Here is an 18,256-nt window from a genome sequence, read left to right on the forward strand (position 1 = left end):
GTGAACACCCTCAGCCCGCGGGCCATCAACCGTGCGACGCTCGCCCGACAGCTCCTGCTGGAGCGCAGTGAGATGTCTGTCGTGCAGGCGGTCGAGCGGCTCGCGGGGATGCAGGGGCAGGAGCCGAAGCATCCGTACGTCGGGTTGTGGTCCCGGCTCGACGGTTTCGCCGGCGAGGATCTGACGGCTGCCGTCGAGGCCCGGGACGTGGTCCGGGCGACGCTCTACCGAGGCACGCTGCATCTGGTCACCTCCGACGACTACCTGCATTTCCGTACGACGCTCAGCCCGGTGCTCGAGGCGGGGCTGAAGCTGCTCGGGGACCGGGCCAAGGGTCTCGAACCCGACAAGGTGGCCGCCGCTGCGCGCCAGCTCCTGGCGGTCGAACCGTTGACGTTCACCGAGGTGCGGGATGCCCTGCAGGCGAAGTTCCCGGACGTGAACGACCGGGCTCTCGGGTTCTGCACGCGGATGCTGGTGCCGTTGGTCATCGCACCGTCCGAGACCCGCTGGGGATGGACCGCGAACGCGCGGTTCACGCCGGCCGAGCAGTGGATCGGCCGGAAGCTGGGGCGGAAGGCTGTGCCGCAGGAATTGGTGATCCGCTATCTGGAGGCCTTCGGGCCGGCCACCTCGGCCGACTTCCAGACCTGGTCGGGGCTGCAGCGGGGCAAGCAGTTGTTCGACTCGATGGAGCTCGAGGTCTTCACCGACTCCAACGGCAAGGCGCTGTACGACGTACCGGACGCGCCGCGGCCGTCGGAGGACTTCGAAGTACCGGTTCGATTCCTGCCGGAGTTCGACAATCTGCTGCTGGCACACGCGAAACGCCAACGAATCATTGCCGATGAGCACCGTCCGGCCGTGTTCACCAAGAACCTGCGGATCAAGTCGACGTACCTGGTCGACGGATTCGTCGCGGGGCTGTGGACGGCGGAGAAGAAACGTGGTGTGGCCACTCTCACGCTCACCCCGTTCGGCAAGACGCTGAAGAAGACGGCCACCGAGCTCGAGCGTGAAGGCGACGGCCTGTTGCGGTTCCTGGAACCGGATGCGAAGACCTACGAGCTGGTTACGGCCGGTTGATGAGGTTGTTGTCACACGTCGGATGACTGTGCTGGAGAGCTCTGTGCCAGTGGAATGGACAGATGAGCACAGTCCCCATGATCACCCTGGACAACGGCGTCGAGATCCCGCAGCTGGGTCTGGGGGTCTGGCAGGTCGAGGACGCCATCGTCGAAGGCGTCCTCGAGGCGGCCTTCGCGGCCGGCTACCGGCACGTCGACTCGGCCGCGGCGTACGGCAACGAGGCCGGCGTCGGGCGCGCGGTCGTCGCCTCCGGGCTGCCGCGCGACGAACTCTTCGTCACCACCAAGCTGCGGAACGAAGACCAGGGCTACGACTCGACCCTGACGGCGTTCGACGCCAGCATGGACCGGCTCGGCCTCGACCACGTCGATCTGTACCTGATCCACTGGCAGTCGCTGAAGAAGGACAAGTACGTCGAGACCTGGAAGGCGTTCGAGCAGCTGTACGCCGACAAGCGGGTGCGCGCGATCGGCGTCTCGAACTTCCACATCCCTGCCCTGCAACGGTTGTTCGCGGAGACCGACCTGCGGCCGGCGGTCAACCAGATCGAGTTGCACCCGCAGTTGCCGCAGGACGAGCTGCGCGCCTTCAACGCCGAGAACGACATCGTCACGCAGGCATGGAGCCCGCTCGCCCAGGGTGGGCTGGTGGACGACACGACGTTGACGGCGATCGGCGCGAAGTACGGCAAGACGCCTTCACAGGTGGCGATCCGGTGGCATCTGCAGCTGGGCAACGTGGTGCTGCCGAAGTCGAAGACGCCGAGCCGGATCGTCGAGAACATCGACGTGTTCGACTTCGCGCTGGACAACGAGGACATGGCTTCGATCGCCGATCTGGAGACGGGCGTGCGTACGGGTGGAGACCCTGACCTCGTCGACTAGATGAGTTGCAGGAAGCGTCGTAGTACCGGCGAGGGGTTGTCCGGCGACCAGGCCACGCAGAGGTCCCAGGGCGGCAGGTGGTCGGACAACTCGCGGTAGACGACCGCGTCCGGGTCGATCTGCGGGGTCGGCGCGATCAGCAGCGATACCCCGAGGCCGGCGGCGACCAGCGACACGATCGTCTGGACGTCGCCCGCCTCCTGGGCGATCCGTGGTGTGAACCCGGCGTCCTGGCAGTAGCCGACGATCGCGTCGTGGACGGACGGGCCGGTCGCTCTGGTGTAGAGCACGAAGTCGTCGCCGGCCAGCTCTTGGAGCCTGATGCGCTTGCGCGTGGCCAGCGGGTGTTTGGCCGGCAGCGCTGCGACCAGTGGGTCTTGGGAGATCACGCGTTGGCTCAGGCCATCGCTGCTCCCTGGTAGCGGGCGGTAGAGACCTACGTCGATGCGGCCCTCTCGCAGGGCTCTGGTCTGGCGGATCGTGGTCATCGTCTCCAGATCGAGTACTACGTCCGGCTGCGCCTCGCGGAACGCGCCGAGCAGTCGCGGCAACGCCTCGAAGGTCGCGGACTGGACGAACCTGAGCCTGAGCGTGCCGAGCTCACCCCGATGCACCCGCTGCGCGTCCCGCTTGGTCAGCTCGGCCTGCTGGAGCAACTCACGCGCCCCTCGCAGGAACGTCTGCCCCGCGGCCGTCAGCACGAACCGCTTCTTCACCCGGGCGAACAACTCCACCTCGAGCTCCCGCTCCAGTGCCGCGACCTGCCGGCTCAGCGACGGCTGCGTCAGATGCAGCTTCACTGCCGCCCGCCCGACGTTCAGCTCCTCGGCGACCACCACGAACGCCTCTACCAACCGCAAGTCCATGCACCAAACGTATCAACTCGGTCGATAACTTTCATTGGACGCATCATCTTCGGCTACCTAGCGTCGTAGCCATGGATCCCTTCACCCTCAGCATCGTCCGCACCGTCGCCAGGACCTCCCGCTCCGGCATGGCCGACGCCCCCGTAGTACCGGACAAACCCCGGCGCCGCCGCCGCTCTCGCCCTTCGCCGCCCTTGTGCGAAGCTGAGCCCCGTGATCGAAGTACGCCGGTTGCGAGTCCTGCGAGCGCTTGCTGACCACGGCACCGTCACCGCGGCCGCCGAGGTCCTGCACCTGACCCCGTCGGCCGTCTCCCAGCAACTGGCAGCCCTGGAATCCGAAGTAGGCCAAGAACTCCTCGAACGCCGAGGCCGCCGGGTAGCCATCACCTCCGCCGGCCGCCTCCTCCTGACCCACGCGGACCGAATCCTCACCGAGGTGGAACGCGCCGAAGACGCCATGCACCTGCACGCCAACGGCACCACCGGCGAGGTCCGCATCGCAGCCTTCGCCACCGCCATCAGCCTCTTGGTCGCCCCCACCCTCCCGATACTCCGCGAGTCCGTCCCCGGCCTCCGCCTCTCGGTCAGCGACGCCGAAGGCCACCAAGCGATCGCCCGCCTCCTGGACAACGAAATCGACCTCGCGATCGCCGTAGAACACCGAGGCTCCCCCCGCCCCGACGACGAACGCCTAGCCCGAATCCCCTTGTACGCCGAGCCTTTCGTCGCCGTAGTCCACCGCTCGCACTCCCTCGCAACCACCGAAGCCGTCGACCTGACCGCCCTCTCCACAGACGACTGGGTGATGACCTCGACCGGCAACCCCATCCGAGACGTAGTCCTCCTGGCCTGCGAACAAGCCGGCTTCCAGCCCCGGGTGGCCCACACCTCCGACGACTTCCGCTCGGTAGCGGCATTGGTAGCCGCCAACGCCGGCGTCTCCCTGGTCCCCCGCCTGGCCATCGCCGACTACAACCCCACTGACGCTGTCCTACTCCCCCTGATAGCCCCCACCCCAGTCCGCCGAGTCTTCGCCGCCACCCGCAAAGCCCGAGCCGACCACCCACTGATCACCGCCACCATCACCGCCCTACAAAAAACCGCCACCACCCTCCCCGTCACCTTCTAGCCCCGCCAGCAGTTCGACGACCTCATCCGCTCTGGAATCCGCGGCTCGCCGGTAGCGGGTCAGGGCCTGCTCCCATTCCGCCCGGGCTTCCGCCGGCCTGCCGAGTTCCGCATAGGTCCGTCCCAGGTAGTGCCGCAACGGCGGCTCGCGATGGTCGGCTGGAAATCGCAGGGCAATCTCCAGCCCGCGGGCGAGGGCTTCCTGGGCCTTGACCCACTCGCCGAGCTCCAGGTAGGTCGAGCCGAGTTCCCGGAGGATGTCCGCCTCGTGCACCCCGAGCTTCGCGGCCTGGGCATCGACAAGGGCGCCGTTCAACACCTCCAACGACGCCTCGTACCGTCCCGCCTCCCGCAGTGAATGCCCGATCAGGTATCGATGAACTACGGACCGACCAGGCTCCATCAAGGAGATCGCGCGGTCGAAAGCTGCCTGCTGCCGTTCCAGATCACCGAGCCGGCCTGCCAAGGCGCCGACTGCCACGTTGGCGCCGATCTCGTGCCGATGAATCTGCCGGCTTTCGATCTCGTGGAGCGCCTCCTCCGCGAGGGGCAAGCCCTCGGCCGCCCGTCCGGCGCGGCCGAGGGTGTATCCGAGATCGACCAGACACGCGACCAGCTGGATCGGTTCCCCCAGCTCGCGCGCCAGTGTCACCGCCTCCTGATTCCAGGGCACGGCGATCTCGTACAGGCCGAGAGCCTGCTCCATGGCGCCCCTCTGATGGAGCCGTCCAATCTCGAGTCGCGGGTCCAGGTCGACAGGAATCCCTGAAACCGCCACCAATGCCGCATGAGCCTCACCGAACCGCGCCAACGCCGACCCGAGCGACGGCATGCCGAGTGCCAGCTGTACGGCTACGAGCCGCTCGTCGGCGTCACCGGTGGCTGCCACCCTGATCAGCCGGACCAAGTTGGTCAGCTCGTTCCGGAGCCAATCGACCACGTCCTGGCGCTCAGTCAGGTCGTCGGCCCCGGCTGACCAAGGGCGCTCGGCCCGGGAGCCGTAAACATCCGGGTCGCCGAGCATGTCCTTCAGCCGCCACAGCACGCCGAGGTAGCAGGTGAGCTCGCGGGAACGGATCTCGGCCACTGCGGAGTCGCTGAGCTCGGTACGCGCCAGCACGCGGCCAACGTCGCGAACCAGGTCGTGCATCCGGTAGAGCTGGGGAGCTGAACTCTCCAGCAGGTGGACATCGACCAGGCGCTCCAGCAAAGTCTCCGCCTCAGTCAGTGATTTCCCCAAGACCTTGGCCGCTGCGCGGAGGGGAAAGTGGTCGCCGTCGAAGAGCGCGAGGGTCGGATAGACCCGGGCGGCTTCGGCGTCGCCGGCCTGCCCCTCGCGTTCCAACTGGACAAGCGAGACCAGAATGCTGCGACCTACTCGAGCGCCCGGACCAGTCAGCAGTTCCTGTCGACCGGCATCCTCCGCGAGTTGGGCTTCCAGGCCACGCAGTCCAGCTGCGGCTCGGCCGGACTGACCCGCAATCCGGATCGCCAGCGGCAGATACCCGCAAAGCCGAACGACCCTCCGCGCTGTTTCAGGCTCGTCGGTGACCCGATGGTGACCGAGCACCCCGCCCAGCAGCTCCAACGCTTCGGGCTCGGTCAACACATCCAGGTCGATCCGCCGAATACCCGGCAACCCGGACAACTCCTGCCTGCTGGTGATCAAGACAGCCGAGCCCGGCGTACCTGGCATCAGATGCCGGACCTGGTCCACGCTGATCGCATCGTCCAGCAGCAACAGCATCTGCCGACCCGCGAGTGCAGTTCGGTAGCGTGCGGCCATTTGCTCGAGGTGGTTCTCTCCTGCAGCCGGTCGAACCCCCAACGTCCGCAGCAGCACTTCAAGCGCATCCATCGCGCTTAGCGGATTCTCGCTGCCTCCGCGCAGGTTCAGCAGGAACTGGCCATCGGGGAACTCGTCCACCACGTGCTGCGCGGCTTGGACCGCGAGGCTCGTCTTGCCGATCCCGCCCATCCCACCGATCGCCGATACGACGACCGCCGGAGCTACGGCGTACGGCGTACGTAGCAGTCCGACGAGCTCCTCCAACTGGCTGTCCCTGCCCGTGAAGTCGGCCATCGGAGCGGGCAGCTGCAACTCGCCCGCGGGCGACCGGCTTGCCACCTGCTCGAAGAGGCGCACCTCTGCCGGGGTCAGTTTCAGAGCTTCGACGAGCAGCTCGATGGTGGCCGGTCGCGGGTGGCGTCTCCGTCCGCCCTCCAAGGCTGCAATACCTTCCACGCTCAGACCGGCGGCCTCGGCCAGAGCTTCCCGGGTGAAACCGGAGCGCGTGCGGAAACGGCGTAGGAGGTGGGCTACGTCGGAGGCTGGGGCGGCGGGCATGGTGGCTTGGCTCCGGGGGTTGGGGGCGGGGGTCCAACCATACGAGCGAGTTCTGTGGGCTAGGAGTGGGCGTTGTCGTAGCCGGTGTTGGCCTTTTGGACCTCTGGGACCTTTGACTCCACCCAGTGGGCCAGGGCGTGGACCTGGGTGGCGACGTCTTGGCCTAGTGGGGTCAGGGAGTAGTCGACGCGGGGTGGGATGACGGGCTTGGCGTCTCGGTGGACGAAGCCGTCGCGTTCCAGGGCCTGCAGGGTTTGGGCGAGCATCTTCTCGCTCACCCCGCCGACGTGGCGGCGCAGCTCGCTGAAGCGGTACGGGCGGTCCAGGAGGGCGGCGAGGACCAGGACGCCCCAGCGGCTGGTGACGTGTTCGAGGATGGTGCGGGACGGGCAGTTCGCGCGGTTGACGTCCGGGGCGAGAATTTCGGTCATGGCGGGGCCTCCTTACCTCTGGATCAGTACCTTACTTTGAAGTGGGTACTTTCGTGAAGTTAGTATCGATCCTACAGTTAGTGACATGAATACAGTCATCACTGGAGCCACCGGCCAGCTCGGTCGTCTTGTCATCGCTGATCTGCTGGCCGCGGGCGTTCCCGCCGACGGCATCACCGCGGTCGTCCGCAGCCAGGAGAAGGCCGCCGATCTCGCGGCCCAGGGCATCAAGATCGCCGTCGCCGACTACGACCAGCCCGCGAGCTTCGCCGACGTCTTCTCCGCCGGAGACCGCGTCCTGCTGATCTCCGGCAGCGAGCCCGGCCGCCGCATTCCCCAGCACGCCGCGGTGATCGACGCGGCCAAGGCGGCCGGCGTCGCCCAGCTCGCCTATACCGGCATCTTCGGCGGCCCGGGCAACCCGATGCTGCTCGGCGCGGACCACCACGCCACCGAACAACTCATCCGCGAGTCAGGCCTCCCGTACACGTTCCTCCGCAACAACTGGTACTCCGAAATGGCAGTCCGCGACGTCCCCGCCGCCATCGAGAGCGGCGTCATCGTCAACAGCGCCGGCCCCGAAGCCCGCCTGGCCACGGCCACCCGCGAGGACTACGCCGCCGCGGCTGCCGCGGTACTGACCACCGACGGCCACCTCAACCAGGCCTACGAACTCGGCGGCGACACCGCCTGGACCTTCACCGAATTCGCCGAAGAACTCACCCGCCAAACCGGCAAGCCCGTGGTCCACCAGTCCATCCCCACCGAAGACGCCCTGGCCGGCCTGCTGCAAGCCGGCATCCCCGCCGACTTCGCCAAAGTCCTGGCCGACATCGACATCCAAACCACCGCCGGCGCCCTCGCCCCCACCCCCGGCACCCTCACCAAACTGATCGGCCGTCCCACCACCCCGATCGCCACCACCATCACGAAGCTGCTCAGCTAGAGAGCGCCCAGAACCTCGGCGGCATGCGGCCAGGCTGGCCGGGCTGCATCCGCTAGGCGCGGCGGCGGCCGTCGAGGCCGATGGTGGAGAGGCGGGCTATCAGGGTTCGGGGGGTGTAGCGGACGGCGGCGACGATGAGTTTGTAGCGGCGGGAGGGGATGGAGATCGACTTGCCTTGCATCAGGTCGGTCCAGGCGGCGTCTACGAGGTCGGTCGCGTCCAGCCACAGGAACGACGGGATGATGGTTTTGTCCATCTCCATGCGTTCGTGGAACTCGGTGTGGACGAAGCCGGGGCACAGCGCCATCACTGCTACGCCCTTGGAGTGCAGCTCGATCGCCAGGCCGGCGGAGAAGTTGGTGACCCAGGATTTGTGGGCGCTGTAGCTGCCGCGCTGCATGAAGCCCGCCACCGAGGACACGTTGACGACGGCGCCGGAGCCGCGCTCGATCATCGGCAGGACGGCGGCGTGGGTCAGCCGGAGTACGACCCGGGTGAGCAGGTCGAACTGTTTCTCCTCGACCTCGATCGGGTTGGCCCAGAACGGTTTCTTCTGGCCGAAGCCGGCGTTGTTCACGAGTACTTCGATCGTCCCGGTGCGGAACCGATCCTCCACCACGGCGAGCTGATCGGGCTCGGTCAGGTCCGCCGCGATGACCTCGCAGGCGACGCCGTGCAGCGCGGTGATCTCGGCGGCGGTCTCCTTCAGCCGGGCCTCGTCGCGGGCCACCAGCACCAGGTCGTAGCCCTCGAGCGCGAGCTTGTCCGCGAAGGCCCGCCCGATCCCGGCGGTGGGTCCAGTGATGAGCGCGACAGCCACAGCTTCGATCCTCCCGTCGATGACGCAGAGCCCCAGTCTGTCACTACTCTGGAACGATGCTCGCCGACGTCGACACCTGGGTGCTGGATCTCGACGACACCCTCTACCCGCCGCGCAACGGCCTGGCCGAACAGATGAAGGCGCTGATCCGCCGCCGGCTCAGCGACCATTTCGGCACCGACGACGCCGGTGCCCGCCGGATCCAGGCCGAACTGATCGCCGCGCACGGCACCACCCTGCGCGGCCTGATGATCACCGACGGGCTCGAGGCCGCCGACATCCTGCAGTTCGAGCACCGCATCGACTACTCCGTACTCCGCCCTGACGCGCGACTCGTCGACGCGATCGCGGCGCTGCCCGGGCGCAAATTCGTGTTCACCAACGGATCGGCGTACCACGCGGAGCAGGCGCTGCCCCGGCTCGGGCTGGCTGAGCATTTCGACGGCGTCTTCGACATCCTGGCCGGGCAGCTGATCCCGAAGCCGTACCCGGAGAGCTATCGGCGGTTCGTCGAGCAGTTCTCGATCGATCCGGAGCGGGCCGCGTTCTTCGACGACCTGGCGGTCAACCTGACGGTGCCGGAGGAGCTGGGGATGGCGACCGTGTGGGTCGGAGGCGAGCCCGAACCCGGCACCGCGCAGTACCAGGTGCTGGCACCGCGGCGGTGGCGGGTGTGGGATCTATCGGCCTTCCTTCACTCCTTGACGGCGCCGGCCGTCAGTCCTTCGACGATGTAGCGGCTGGCGAAGGCGAACAGGACCATGGTGGGGATGATCGAGAGCACGGCCGCGGCCGACATCGAGCCCCAGTCGATGTTGTAGCTGCTGATGAAGCCGTTCAGCGCCGCCGGGATGGTCCGGTGACTGTCGCTGTTCATCAGCGTGACCGACAAGAACAGCTCGTTCCAGCAGTTCACGAAGTTGAAGATGTACGACGCCGCGATCCCCGGCGTCATCACCGGCACCAGGACCCGGAAGAGAGCAGAGAGTCGCGAGCAGCCGTCCACCATCGCGGCCTCCTCCAGCGAGGCCGGCACGTTCTCGAAGAAGCCGCGCAGCATCACCGTGCAGAGCGGAATCGAGACAGCGACGTACACCAGCACCAGGCCCCACCGGTTGTCGACCAGGTACAGCCTCGTCATCAGGATGTAGAGCGAACCGAGCGCGATGAAGCCGGGGATCATCTGGGTGACCAGGAAGGCACCCATCACCGCGCCCTTCGAGACGAACTCGAAGCGCGCGAGCACGTACGCCGCGAGCAGCGAGATCACCGTCGCGAACGCGGCCGCGACGGTCGACACGATCAGGCTGTTGACCAGGTAGACGGCGAAGTTCGACTGGCCGAACAGGCCGCGATAGTTGTCCAGCGAGAACTGCGACGGCCAGTACCTCAACGGATAGGCGAAGATCGCGCCCGGATCCTTGAAGGATGTCACCAGGATCCAGTACAGCGGGAAGACCGTGATCAGCAGGCAGAGACCGAGGCCGACGAACCGCGCGATCTTGCCGCCGGTGCTGTAGTCGCGGATCATCGCATCGCCTTCTTCGGCCGGATGGACAGCAGGTAGAAGATCGCGAACAGCATCAGCACGAAGACGACCATCACGCCCATCGCCGACGCCCGCCCGTAGTCACCCTCCTGGGTCACCTGGATCATGTACGACGTGACGATGTGCGTCTCGTTGGCCGGGCCGCCACCGGTCATCCCGAAGATCAGCTCGGGTGAATTGAAGATCCAGATCACCCGCAGCAGCACGGTCAGCGCGAGCGTCGTCCGGATCGACGGGATGGTGATGCTGAACAGCGTCCGGACCTTGCCCGCGCCGTCGATCGCCGAGGCCTCGTAGAGCTCCTCGGGCACCGACTGCAGCGCGGCCAGGATCATGATCGCGAAGAACGTCACGCCGTACCAGACGTTCGCAACGATGACCGCGACCATCGCGTACTTCGCATCGGCCAGCCACGGCACCGGCGTACTGATCAGATGCGTCTTCATCAGCAGGTCGTTGACCACCCCGAACTCGCCGTTGAACATCCAGCGGAACAGGATGCCGATCAGGAAGCCCGACACCGCCCACGGGAAGAACACCAGCGCCTGGTACATCCCGCGGAACCGGAACCTGCGCCGCAACCACAACGCCATCGTGAAGCCGATCAGGAACTGCGGGACCAGCGACCCGACCACCCAGACGACCGAGTTCTTCACCGTGCCGCGGAACATCTCGTCGTGCAGCAGGGTGCTGAAGTTCTTCAGCCCGACCCACGAGGTGTCGGTCAGGTCGTTCAGGTTGTAGTTACGGAAGGCCATCGAGATGCCGTTGGCCAACGGGTAGTAGGTGAACATGCCGACGAAAGCGATCGCCGGCAGCATGAACAGGAACAAGGTGAGCGCCGTTCGCCCGGTGAACTGGCGTCGCCGGGTGACCGGCCGCCGCGGCACCGGCGCCATCGCGGCGCCGCGGCGTTGCGTGTCGGTCAGAGCCATCGGCTCAGTTCCCCGCCCACTTCTTGGTCCAGTACTCGTCCCAGCTCTTCAGGATCTCGGCCGGCTGGGCCTTGCCGGTGATGAGCTTCTGGACGTCCGCGTCGGCCTTGTTGCCCCACTCGGTCGACCACGGCACGCCCCGCGGCTGGGTCACCACGACGTAGGTGTCCGGCGAGGAGTTCATCGCGACGTACGAGGCCCAGGGGCCGTCCTTGAAGTACGGGTCGTCGGCCGCGCTCTTCAGGATCGGGACCAGGCTGTTCTCCTTGGAGAACGTCATCGCCGCGTCACCCGAGGTCAGGAACTTCACCAGTTCCACGGCTTCCTTCTTGTGCGTACTCCCCTCGGCGACACCCCAGCCCGCGTTGGCCAGCGGCTGGGCGGCCTTGCCGGTCGGACCGACCGGCAACGGCGCCGTACCCCACTGGTCCTCCTTGATCGTCTTCGACTCCTTGACCGTCGCGATCACCTCGGGGTCCTGGAGCAGGAAGCCGGTCGTACCGGAGGTGAAGCCCTGCACCATCTCGGGGTAGCCCCAACTCACCGACGACGGCGGCGAGGCGCTCTTGAACAGGTCGACGTACAGGTTGAGCGCGTCGACCGCCTTCGGTGACGAGAAGATCGTCTTGCCGCTGGTCAGTTTGAACGCGTTGTCCTTGTTGAGGTCGTCGATCACGTAGCCGGAGATCACCGCGATCGCGTTGCCGGCCGCGCCGAGCCCGCCACGGAACGAGTAGCCGTACCGGTTCTTCGACGGGTCGTTGATCTTCCTGGCCTGCTCGACCAGCTCCGACCAGCTCTTCGGCGGGCCGCTGAAGCCGGCCTGCTGGACGAGATCCTTGCGGTAGAACAGCGACAGGCCGTAGAAGCCGTACGGCACCATGTACGACTTGCCGCCCTGCTCGGTGACCTTGCGTGCATTCTCGGTCAGCGCGCCCAGACCGTCCCAGCCCTTGAGGTCGGGGGCCATGTCGTAGATCCACTTGTTGGTGGAGAACGGGCCGACCGTGGTGTCGCGGACCTCGAGCACGTCGACGCCCTTGCCGGACTGGAGCATCTGCTGGATCTTCTGGTCCGCGGTGTTGGTCGGCGGTGAGATCAGCTGGACCTTGATGCCGGAGTTCTTCGCCTCGAAGTCGGCGATCAGCTTCTTCAGCAGCGCGGTCCTGGTCGGGTTGGTCAGACTCTCGACCATCTGCAGCTTGACCTCGCCGCCGCTCTGCGCCTTCTCGGCCGGGCCGGGGCCGCAGGCGGTGGCGGCCGCGACCAGGGCAACGGCGGCGGCCAGTGGTGCGAACATCTGTCGGTAACGCATTGGCACTTCTCCTCAGGGGATGTGGGCCAGGGGACGACTTTGCTCTGACATCAGATGAGTTGTGGAACGATCCCAGCACACTACGCAGATTCACGCCGTGACGACAAGGACTTAGCGACGACGTGACCGCAAGTGGTCTGAGGACTTACCCTCATGATGGTGTTCTCACAGGGGAGGTGCTGATGGCAGCCACGGACAAGGCGCTGGCCGGCCTGCGGCAGATGATCGCGTCCGGGGAGCTCGGGCCGGGCGAGAAGTTCCCGCCGGAGCCGGAGCTCTGCGACCACCTCGGGGTCTCGCGCAGCTCGTTGCGGGAGGCGGCCCGCTCGCTCGCGGCGCTGGGGGTGATCGAGTCGCGGCACGGTTCGGGGACGTACGTCTCGGCGCTGGATCCGGCCGAGATCATCAGCCGGTTCTCGCTGTCGGTCGAGCTGATCCCGCTCGAAGGGGTGCTGGAGCTGCTCGAAGTACGACGGGTGCTCGAAGCGCACGCCACCGCGGCGGCCGCCGCCCGGCAGGATCCCCTGCTGGAGAAGCAGCTGGACGACATCCTCGACCGGCTGGAGGCGACCACCGACGCCGCCGAGATCCAGGCGCTGGACGCGGAGTTCCACGACGCCATCTGTACTGCGGGTGGCAACCCGACCGTGACCGCGCTGACCGGCGTGATCCGCGGCCGTGGTGGGCACTACCGGATCTTCGAACCGGGCGCCGACTTCGACGCAATCAAGCAGACCAGCGACCGCGGCCACCGCGCGATCCTCGCCGCCATCGCCCACCGCGACCCGGCCGCCGCCGCGACCGCCGCCTCGGCCCACATCGCCCAGACCGAGCTCTGGCTCCGCGCCCTCCGTCCGGATCCGCAGGTCGCCCTCGGCGAGAGCTGAAAAAACTCTGACCCGGATGTAGAGAGCACTTGATCGGCTTCGTCCTTGGGTACAGCAGCGGCCAGGACGGGCCGCTCGACCCAGAAGGAGCACCACCGTGACGCTTCAGCGAATGGACAACACCGGCATCGTCGTCGACGACCTCGCGGCTGCCGTCGCGTTCTTCACCGAGCTCGGGATGGAGCTGGAAGGCGAAGCGCAGGTCGAGGGCCCCTGGGCCGACCAGTGCGTCGGACTCGAGGGCGTCCGCTGCGACATCGCGATGATGAAGACCCCAGACGGCCACAGCCGGCTCGAGCTGGCGAAGTACCAGAGCCCTGCACCGATCGGCGAAGGACCGCGCAACACTCCGCACAACACCGTGGGCATGCATCGCGTCATGTTCGCCGTCGACGAGCTCGACGACACCGTCGCCCGGCTGCGCAACCACGGCGCCGAGGTCGTCGGCGAGATCGCCAACTACCAGGACATCGTCCGGATCTGCTACCTCCGCGGTCCCGACGGCATCTTCGTCGGACTCAGCGAATTCCTTTAGGCACCAGCTCTGCCCGATCGGGCAGAGCTGAGGACCACTTGGTTGGCTCACGATGCGTAGCGGGAAGGTTCCAGGCGCACTAGCCTGGTGATGTGGATCTCATCCGCCGTGGGGGGCCTCGGCGGGGTTCCACCGAGTGGGAGGGGGTGGGCTCGGATGACAGAGCTGCGGCTGCAGCTGTCCGAGTCGGGCGCGGATGCCGAACGTCTGGACACACTGACGAGGTACCTGCGCCAGGAACTGGTCGACCTCGGCGTAGGTGACGTCACGGCGCAACCCGCCGGACCACCGCCACCTGGCGCCCGGGCGTTCGAGGCACTAGCGATCGGCAGTCTGCTGGTCACGTTGTCCGAGTCGGCCCAAGGCGTCCGCAAGGTGGTGGCCGCGATCCGTGGCTGGTTGTCGCAAGGCGGTACCACCAAACGGACCGTACGGCTCGAGCTCGAAGGCGATGTACTCGAACTGTCCGAGGTCACCGAGAAGGAACAGACCCGGCTGATCGAACTGTTCGTCAGCCGGCACACGGGATCCGACGGCTGATGGACGGCCGGCGCAAGGCCCTCATCGTCGCGAACGACGAGTACGACCACGAGGGACTGCGGCACCTGCTGTCACCCGCCGCCGACGCCGAGGCGCTCGCGCGGGTGCTCGGCGACCGGCAGATCGGCGCGTTCGAGGTACAGACCGTCCGGAACCAGCCGACCCACGTCATCCAGACGCACATCGAGGACCTGCTCGCCGACAGCAGCGCGGAGGACGTACTGCTGCTGCATTTCTCCTGCCACGGCTTGAAGAGCGAGGCCGGTGAGCTGTTCTTCGCGGCCCGGAACACCCGGCCGAACCGGCTCAGTTCGACGGCGATCTCGGCCGACTTCGTCCAGCGCTGTATGCGGGCGAGCCGGTCGCGCAGCATCGTGTTGCTGCTGGACTGCTGCTACGGCGGCGCGTTCGGGAAGGGCGTGACGGTCCGCTCGAGCGGCGACGTGAACGTGTCCGACAGCTTCCCGGAGAACCGCGTCGGCGGCGGCCGCGGCCGGGCGGTGATCACGGCGTCGAGCTCGATCGAGTACGCCTTCGAGGGTGACCAGCTGGCCGACGACAACACCCAGCGGCCGTCGGTCTTCACCACCGCCCTGGTCGAGGGCCTGGCGACCGGCGACGCCGACCGCGACGAGGACGGCTGGGTCTCGCTGAACGAGTTGTACGACTACGTCTTCGAACGGGTCCGGGCGCAGACTCCGCACCAGACGCCGAGCCGCGACGTCGAGATGCAGGGTGAGCTGTACCTGGCCAGAAGCCGCCGCAAACGGATCAAGCCGATGCCGATCCCGGCCGACCTGCAAGCCGCGATGACGGATCCCAACATGTTCTCCCGGCTGGGGGCGGTCAGCGAACTCCGCACCCGGCTGCTGAGCGAGAACCTCCCGTCGGCGGTCGGTGCCTACGAGGCGCTGGCTGAGATAGCCCGCACCGACATCCAGTACGTCGCGGACCCGGCCAAGGCCGCGCTGGCCGAAGCCGCGCTGGACCCCACCCAAACCTCGATCGCCTTCCCCTCGGTCGAGGTGGGCGCAGACTCCCCCAAGCAGGAGATCCGTCTCCAGGGCCCACCGGTCGCCCGGGCAGCCATCCCGCACGCCGACGACCCCTGGATCCACCTCCAGGAGTCCACCGAATCCTTCGTAGTCACCATCGAAACCACCACCCCCGGCCCCCGCACCGGCACCATCACCCTGAAGGGCCCCAACGGCCAACAAGTAATCCCCGTAACCGCCACCATCACCCCACCCGCCCCGGCCCGGCCAGCACCTACCGAGCCCCCGCCGACAAAGACCCCAGATATTCCAACGGCACCAGCAGTCACAACACCAAAGCCGCCGGCAGTGGTCGAACCGGCTGCGCCACCAAGGACAACGCCTGCAGCGAGCCCGCCCGCCGCGCGGCCGACACCTCCGGTGAGCACGCCTGCCGGGCCGCCGCAGCCGGGGGTTGGGTCGGCGTTCTGGGCGTTGATTCCGGTTCTGTCGCTGGGGTTGCTGACGCCGGTGCCGTTCATCCACGCGGCGAGCAAGCTCAAGGACGGTGGGTCGAAGGCTGCGGCGGTCATCTACTCAGTGGTGTGGCTTGGCCTTCTGATCGGCATCGGTTCGGGCATCCAGCTGACCGCGCTGGTGTTCCTGCTCGCGATCGGCGCGACCATCCACGCGTTCGTCCTCCGCCCCCGCGTCTTCGCCCCAGCACCATCCCGCCCGGCCCAACAACCACCCCCGCCGGTACGCCGGCCCGCAACCCCAAGCGCACAAGGGAATCCAGTCACCCTGCTAGCCGGTACGCCGACAGCTCGCCGTACCGCCGAGGCGTCGTCACCACCAGCCGTCCCGCATTTCCGCGTGGTCGCGCTAGGCGTGGCCGGGTCGGGAAAGACCGTCTATCTGTCGAGCATGTTCCACACGGTCAACGTGCCGAAGCCCGGGCGGTCCTACTTCCTGGAGACCAACGCCGCCCACCGGGTCTACCTGAGCAAGGTCTTCGACGAAGTGAGCGACACCTCCGAGCCCTGGCCCCGCGGCACCAGAACCGGCGAGACGAGAGAGCTCGACTTCGACTGCGTCTCCTTCGACGCCGGCACCAGGCACACGGTCTTCAGGATCAGCTATCTCGACTACGCCGGCGAACTGCTGGAATCCGAGCAGGAAGCGGGCTCCACCGCCCTCAGCGACCTGGAGACCAGGATCCGCGGCGCGCACGGCCTGCTCTGCATGCTGGACGGCTACCGCGTCCTGCAGTACCTCCGCAACGAACCGGCCGGCCGCCGGTACTTCCGCAGCCAGATCCAGCCGATGACCGGCATCATGGCCGGCGCCTCCTGCCCGATCCATTTCGTCCTCACCAAGTGGGACCTGGTCCGCGGCTTCGGCGAACCGGCCGACGCCGACGAGAACACCCGTCTCGATCTGGTCCGCAACGCCTTGCTCGAGACCGCCCATCTCCGCGCCCTGATCGAGACGCACACGTTCGAGAACCGGGTCATCCGGCTGATCCCGGTCAGCGCCGTCGGCCCGCACTTCGCCCAGATGGACCAGCAGGGCCATGTACTGAAGCTGCCCGGCGGTGAGGTCGAGCCCGCCAACGTCGAAGTACCGCTGACCGCGATCCTCCCGGACCTCTTCCGCCAGGTGGAGTCGTCCCTGGACGCACCGACCCGTCGGCGCCTCACCGAAGAAGCCCGCGCCCGACGCGCCCAGGCAGGGGATGCCTCGCTGGACGGCCTCCTGTCGGTACCAGCGGGAGCAGCGCTCCGGCAACGACTCCAAGACGTCGTCGGCGGATCGTCCGGCAGGGAGGTAATGGGCATGTTCCTCGACTGGATGGGTGGAGCGACCGCCGAGCAGGTCCGTGCCGCCGGTCGCACCCGGCAGCATTACCGAGCACAGGCCCACTCCGTCGAAGCCGCCAGGGCAGGAGTCCTGGCCGAGTTCGGGACGGAACTCGATCGGCTGGAACAGCGACTACCGGCCTCACGGCTCAGCGGAAGGCAGGGCGAGTGACTGAGCAGCCGTCACCTGGATGGGCCTTCCTGGTCGCGCGCGGCCGGCGCAAGGGCTACCAGTCCCTGCTGATGCCGGATTTCCTGGTCCAGAGCAATGAGTACGGCGCATTGGGCCAACTGTCGAGCGGCGATCAGCCCGGCTCGGCGCCGAGGATCTCCCGCATCGACGGCCTCGCCGCCGGCGACCTCGCCGTCGCCTACGTCACTCACCGACTCACCCCGGCCGACCTGGCCGGTACGCCGGCTGCCGGCCCGGTGACCGACGAGTTCGGCCGCCCGTTGGAACTCCTGTACGGCGTCGTCTCCCGCGGCCTCGACATCGTCGGCCTCGACGACACCGACCTCGCCACAGCCCAGGCAGCGGCCCTGCAGACGTACCAGCGCTTCCTGGCCGACGAATCCGGCTTCGTTCTCGCTTCCGGCCAGCCGTTCGCACTCCACTCGATCACCGCCCCGATGCCGGCCCGGCAGGCGGCCCCGGTCCCGGTCCCGGTCCCACCGCAACAACCGCCGCTCGGCCTGCTGGATCATCCTGAGCTCATCGACCAGCCGCCACTACGGCGAAGGCCGCCCTACATCCCGATCCTGGCCATCGCCGCCGTCGCCGTCATCGCCCTGATCGCCGGAATCACCGTCCTCGGCGGCGACGACGGCAAGATCAGCAAAGTCGACTTCGTCGCGCCCAAGACGAACAGGGTCTCCTGCGACGATCCGGTCAAGATCCAGGCCAAGGTCACCGCCGACAAGGCGACCACCATCCGGTACCACTGGGAATCGGACCCCGATCTGTCAGCCGAAGAGGGCAACCCGGTGGTCGAGCTGAAGATCCCCAAGGGCGACACGATCATCGATACAACCGTCGACCTCTCCGAGGAAGCCAACCCCACCGGACTGATCCAGAGCTTCGTGATCGACAGCGCCAACGACAACACCGACGTCGACCACAAGTACCGGTTGACCTGCAGATAGCGG

The 18,256-nt window shown here is 67.3% G+C and carries 17 protein-coding genes; 10 read left to right on the forward strand and 7 right to left on the reverse strand.

Translation table 11 applies throughout. The features are described 5' to 3' along the window. Both AB0M15_RS06220 and AB0M15_RS06225 read left to right on the forward strand, forming a co-directional pair. A complete protein-coding gene (locus AB0M15_RS06220; RefSeq protein ID WP_363814427.1) occupies window positions 1–1,086 on the forward strand; it encodes a winged helix DNA-binding domain-containing protein in 1,086 nt (361 codons plus the stop codon). 62 nt (window positions 1,087–1,148) lie between these two features. After that, window positions 1,149–1,973, forward strand: coding sequence for an aldo/keto reductase (locus AB0M15_RS06225; RefSeq protein WP_363814429.1), 825 nt, complete (start codon window positions 1,149–1,151; stop codon window positions 1,971–1,973). On the opposite strand, the gene AB0M15_RS06230 is transcribed toward AB0M15_RS06225, so the two are convergent. Next, window positions 1,970–2,839, reverse strand: coding sequence for a LysR family transcriptional regulator (locus AB0M15_RS06230; protein ID WP_363814431.1), 870 nt, complete (start codon window positions 2,837–2,839; stop codon window positions 1,970–1,972). The two genes, AB0M15_RS06225 and AB0M15_RS06230, sit on opposite strands and share 4 nt — an antisense overlap. A 213-nt stretch (window positions 2,840–3,052) precedes the next feature. Between AB0M15_RS06230 and AB0M15_RS06235 the strand changes: the two genes are divergently transcribed. Further along, on the forward strand, window positions 3,053–3,970 hold the full coding sequence (locus AB0M15_RS06235) for a LysR family transcriptional regulator (RefSeq protein ID WP_363814433.1): 918 nt from the start codon (window positions 3,053–3,055) through the stop codon (window positions 3,968–3,970). Here AB0M15_RS06235 and AB0M15_RS06240 read toward each other — a convergent pair. Further along, a complete protein-coding gene (locus AB0M15_RS06240; RefSeq protein WP_363814435.1) occupies window positions 3,932–6,316 on the reverse strand; it encodes a helix-turn-helix domain-containing protein in 2,385 nt (794 codons plus the stop codon). The genes AB0M15_RS06235 and AB0M15_RS06240 overlap by 39 nt on opposite strands. A gap of 59 nt (window positions 6,317–6,375) precedes the next feature. Next, window positions 6,376–6,747: a helix-turn-helix domain-containing protein gene (locus tag AB0M15_RS06245; RefSeq protein ID WP_363814437.1), complete on the reverse strand. Its 372-nt coding sequence runs from the start codon at window positions 6,745–6,747 to the stop codon at window positions 6,376–6,378. Window positions 6,748–6,832: 85 nt separating this feature from the next. On the opposite strand from AB0M15_RS06245, the gene AB0M15_RS06250 reads away from it, so the two are divergent. Further along, entirely contained in the window at window positions 6,833–7,693 is an 861-nt protein-coding gene (locus AB0M15_RS06250; RefSeq protein WP_363814439.1) for an SDR family oxidoreductase, read from the forward strand. 52 nt (window positions 7,694–7,745) lie between these two features. On the opposite strand, the gene AB0M15_RS06255 is transcribed toward AB0M15_RS06250, so the two are convergent. Next, window positions 7,746–8,513, reverse strand: coding sequence for an SDR family oxidoreductase (locus tag AB0M15_RS06255; RefSeq protein WP_363814441.1), 768 nt, complete (start codon window positions 8,511–8,513; stop codon window positions 7,746–7,748). A gap of 56 nt (window positions 8,514–8,569) precedes the next feature. On the opposite strand from AB0M15_RS06255, the gene AB0M15_RS06260 reads away from it, so the two are divergent. Next, the gene (locus AB0M15_RS06260; protein WP_363814443.1) at window positions 8,570–9,250 is read left to right on the forward strand and encodes a pyrimidine 5'-nucleotidase; all 681 of its coding nucleotides are present in this window, start codon (window positions 8,570–8,572) and stop codon (window positions 9,248–9,250) included. On the opposite strand, the gene AB0M15_RS06265 is transcribed toward AB0M15_RS06260, so the two are convergent. Genes AB0M15_RS06265 through AB0M15_RS06275 form a run of 3 tightly spaced genes read right to left on the reverse strand, consistent with a single transcriptional unit; the run spans window position 9,208 to window position 12,312 of the window. Continuing rightward, complete coding sequence (locus tag AB0M15_RS06265) at window positions 9,208–10,044, reverse strand: carbohydrate ABC transporter permease (RefSeq protein ID WP_363814445.1); 837 nt, start codon at window positions 10,042–10,044, stop codon at window positions 9,208–9,210. The two genes, AB0M15_RS06260 and AB0M15_RS06265, sit on opposite strands and share 43 nt — an antisense overlap. After that, window positions 10,041–10,997, reverse strand: coding sequence for a sugar ABC transporter permease (locus AB0M15_RS06270; protein ID WP_363814447.1), 957 nt, complete (start codon window positions 10,995–10,997; stop codon window positions 10,041–10,043). The genes AB0M15_RS06265 and AB0M15_RS06270 overlap by 4 nt, the downstream gene beginning before the upstream one ends. A 4-nt stretch (window positions 10,998–11,001) precedes the next feature. Beyond that, entirely contained in the window at window positions 11,002–12,312 is a 1,311-nt protein-coding gene (locus AB0M15_RS06275; RefSeq protein ID WP_363814449.1) for a sugar ABC transporter substrate-binding protein, read from the reverse strand. Window positions 12,313–12,494: 182 nt separating this feature from the next. On the opposite strand from AB0M15_RS06275, the gene AB0M15_RS06280 reads away from it, so the two are divergent. From AB0M15_RS06280 to AB0M15_RS06300, 5 genes are all read left to right on the forward strand, one after another. Next, complete coding sequence (locus tag AB0M15_RS06280) at window positions 12,495–13,199, forward strand: FCD domain-containing protein (RefSeq protein WP_363814451.1); 705 nt, start codon at window positions 12,495–12,497, stop codon at window positions 13,197–13,199. 97 nt (window positions 13,200–13,296) lie between these two features. Beyond that, the gene (locus AB0M15_RS06285; RefSeq protein ID WP_363814453.1) at window positions 13,297–13,734 is read left to right on the forward strand and encodes a VOC family protein; all 438 of its coding nucleotides are present in this window, start codon (window positions 13,297–13,299) and stop codon (window positions 13,732–13,734) included. A 156-nt stretch (window positions 13,735–13,890) separates the two neighbouring features. Beyond that, a complete protein-coding gene (locus AB0M15_RS06290; RefSeq protein WP_363814455.1) occupies window positions 13,891–14,274 on the forward strand; it encodes a hypothetical protein in 384 nt (127 codons plus the stop codon). Next, on the forward strand, window positions 14,274–17,282 hold the full coding sequence (locus tag AB0M15_RS06295; protein ID WP_363814457.1) for a caspase family protein: 3,009 nt from the start codon (window positions 14,274–14,276) through the stop codon (window positions 17,280–17,282). The genes AB0M15_RS06290 and AB0M15_RS06295 overlap by 1 nt, the downstream gene beginning before the upstream one ends. Continuing rightward, window positions 17,279–18,253 (forward strand): hypothetical protein, encoded by a 975-nt coding sequence (locus AB0M15_RS06300; RefSeq protein ID WP_363814459.1) that lies wholly within the window; start codon window positions 17,279–17,281, stop codon window positions 18,251–18,253. The genes AB0M15_RS06295 and AB0M15_RS06300 overlap by 4 nt, the downstream gene beginning before the upstream one ends. The last annotated feature ends 3 nt before the right edge of the window (window positions 18,254–18,256 follow it).

Origin of the sequence: Kribbella sp. NPDC051718, assembly GCF_040681515.1 — a bacterium.
Lineage (GTDB): Bacteria > Actinomycetota > Actinomycetes > Propionibacteriales > Kribbellaceae > Kribbella.

Coding starts and splice junctions, on each gene's coding strand:
- AB0M15_RS06225 (WP_363814429.1), top strand. CDS start 1,149: ATGAGCACAGTCCCCATGATCACCCTGGACAACGGCGTCGAGATCCCG.
- AB0M15_RS06230 (WP_363814431.1), bottom strand. CDS start 2,839: ATGGACTTGCGGTTGGTAGAGGCGTTCGTGGTGGTCGCCGAGGAGCTG.
- AB0M15_RS06240 (WP_363814435.1), bottom strand. CDS start 6,316: ATGCCCGCCGCCCCAGCCTCCGACGTAGCCCACCTCCTACGCCGTTTC.
- AB0M15_RS06245 (WP_363814437.1), bottom strand. CDS start 6,747: ATGACCGAAATTCTCGCCCCGGACGTCAACCGCGCGAACTGCCCGTCC.
- AB0M15_RS06250 (WP_363814439.1), top strand. CDS start 6,833: ATGAATACAGTCATCACTGGAGCCACCGGCCAGCTCGGTCGTCTTGTC.
- AB0M15_RS06260 (WP_363814443.1), top strand. CDS start 8,570: ATGCTCGCCGACGTCGACACCTGGGTGCTGGATCTCGACGACACCCTC.
- AB0M15_RS06265 (WP_363814445.1), bottom strand. CDS start 10,044: ATGATCCGCGACTACAGCACCGGCGGCAAGATCGCGCGGTTCGTCGGC.
- AB0M15_RS06270 (WP_363814447.1), bottom strand. CDS start 10,997: ATGGCTCTGACCGACACGCAACGCCGCGGCGCCGCGATGGCGCCGGTG.
- AB0M15_RS06275 (WP_363814449.1), bottom strand. CDS start 12,312: ATGCGTTACCGACAGATGTTCGCACCACTGGCCGCCGCCGTTGCCCTG.
- AB0M15_RS06280 (WP_363814451.1), top strand. CDS start 12,495: ATGGCAGCCACGGACAAGGCGCTGGCCGGCCTGCGGCAGATGATCGCG.
- AB0M15_RS06290 (WP_363814455.1), top strand. CDS start 13,891: ATGACAGAGCTGCGGCTGCAGCTGTCCGAGTCGGGCGCGGATGCCGAA.
- AB0M15_RS06295 (WP_363814457.1), top strand. CDS start 14,274: ATGGACGGCCGGCGCAAGGCCCTCATCGTCGCGAACGACGAGTACGAC.